Origin of the sequence: Pseudomonas antarctica (genome assembly GCF_900624995.1) — a bacterium.
Classification (GTDB): Bacteria; Pseudomonadota; Gammaproteobacteria; order Pseudomonadales; family Pseudomonadaceae; genus Aquipseudomonas; species Aquipseudomonas antarctica.
The window spans coordinates 1-1,786 of sequence record NZ_UYXQ01000240.1 but is presented as its reverse complement, the minus strand read 5'-3'; the positions used below and the strand labels follow the sequence as shown (position 1 = coordinate 1,786).

General features: G+C 59.3%; 4 protein-coding genes. All 4 read left to right on the top strand.

From position 1 onward, the window contains the following. Positions 1-495: tetratricopeptide repeat protein (locus tag E0F99_RS29745; RefSeq protein WP_341273825.1), on the top strand; the 495-nt coding region annotated here is incomplete at its 5' end. Between the two features lie 79 nt (positions 496-574). Beyond that, a complete protein-coding gene (locus tag E0F99_RS29740) occupies positions 575-835 on the top strand; it encodes a YeaC family protein (RefSeq protein ID WP_017138108.1) in 261 nt (86 codons plus the stop codon). Beyond that, positions 832-1,662, top strand: coding sequence for a DUF2797 domain-containing protein (locus tag E0F99_RS29735; protein WP_083358698.1), 831 nt, complete (start codon positions 832-834; stop codon positions 1,660-1,662). The genes E0F99_RS29740 and E0F99_RS29735 overlap by 4 nt, the downstream gene beginning before the upstream one ends. A gap of 13 nt (positions 1,663-1,675) precedes the next feature. After that, a partial coding sequence (locus E0F99_RS31340) for a hypothetical protein (protein ID WP_423213188.1) occupies positions 1,676-1,786 on the top strand: 111 nt, incomplete at its 3' end.

Here is a 1,786-nt window from a genome sequence, read left to right as displayed (position 1 = left end):
GGCATGGCGAAGTTTCAACCTGGCAGCGGCCATTGGGACCAGGCGCATCAATTCGCGCGCCAGGCGTTGCAGGCCGATCCGAGTAATGCGGGCGCGGTGGTGGTGCTTGGGCATTTGCTGCTGCGCGAAGGTGATATCAATGGCGCCCGCGACCATGCCATCTGGGCCTTGCAGGAAAACGCCACGAATGTCGCGGCGCTGCACCTGCTGACGGCGGTAAAAGCCCGCAGCAATGTGTTTCTCGGTGCCTGGTGGCGCTTCAACAGCTGGATGAACGAGCGCAGCGCCACCCGCGCCATTGTCCTGCTGCTGTTTATGTTTGTGGTCTATCGTGTGGTGGTCATCACCCTGGCGACCCGGGGTTACCCGCAAGTGGCCCAGATGATTGATTGGGTGTGGCTGGCGTTTGCGGCCTATACCTTCGCGGCACCGCAGATCTTCCGGCGCTTACTGGAAAAGGAGCTGGCCCAGGTCAAGCTGTCCAAGGAATTCTGACGCGCCGGTATCGAGCCCGGCCGTCAATTGTCATTACTGTATTCGCTGAACCAGCGACCGTTATAAAGAGGTTCTGCACATGTCGTCTTTTGCTGAAATGATCGAAAACATCACCCCGGACATCTACGAAAGCCTCAAGCTCGCCGTGGAAATCGGCAAGTGGTCCGATGGCCGCAAGCTCACCGCCGAGCAGCGTGAACTGTCCCTGCAAGCGGTAATCGCCTGGGAAATCCAGAACCTGCCCGAAGAGCAGCGTACCGGCTATATGGGCCCGCAGGAATGCGCGTCGAAGTCGGCGCCAGTGCCGAATATCCTGTTCAAGTCGGATGCGATCCATTGATTGAAATTGGTCGCGGTGCAGTCAGCAAAATGTCGGCGCAACTCGGTGAGCCGACCGTTCAATATGCGTTTCGTCTGGGCGATACCGAAGTGCCGGTCAACCCGTTGATCGGCACTCATGTGCGCCTGGAATACCTCGGCGCCATCCATTGCAGCCATTGCGGCCGCAAGACCAAAACCAGTTTCAGCCAGGGTTACTGCTACCCGTGCATGACCAAACTGGCCCAGTGTGACCTGTGCATCATGAGCCCCGAGCGTTGCCATTACGACGCCGGCACCTGCCGTGATCCAGGTTGGGGCGAAACATTCTGCATGACCGACCATGTGGTGTACCTGGCCAACTCGTCGGGCATCAAGGTCGGCATCACCCGTGCCACCCAATTGCCGACCCGTTGGTTGGACCAGGGCGCCAGCCAGGCGCTGCCGATCATGCGCGTTGCGACGCGCCAGCAATCGGGCTTCGTCGAAGACCTGTTCCGCAGCCAAGTGGCCGACAAGACCAACTGGCGCGCGCTGCTCAAGGGCGACGCCCAATCGGTGGACCTTGCTCAGGTGCGCGATCAGCTGTTCGCCTCGTGCGCCGAAGGCCTGTTGAATTTGCAGGAACGCTTTGGCCTACAAGCCATCCAACCGGTAACCGACATCGAACCGCTCGAAATCCGCTACCCGGTGGAGCAGTATCCCGCCAAGATCGTCAGCTTCAACCTGGACAAGAACCCGATTGCCGAAGGCACGCTGCTGGGGATCAAGGGCCAATACCTGATCTTCGACACCGGCGTTATCAACATTCGTAAGTACACGGCCTACCAGCTCGCCGTGCATCAGTAGAAGGATGCCCCCCATGCGTACCGAACAACCGAAGATGATTTACCTGAAGGACTATCAGGCGCCGGACTACCTGATCGAAGAGACGCACCTGACCTTCGAGTTGTTCGAGGACCCCAGCCTGGTC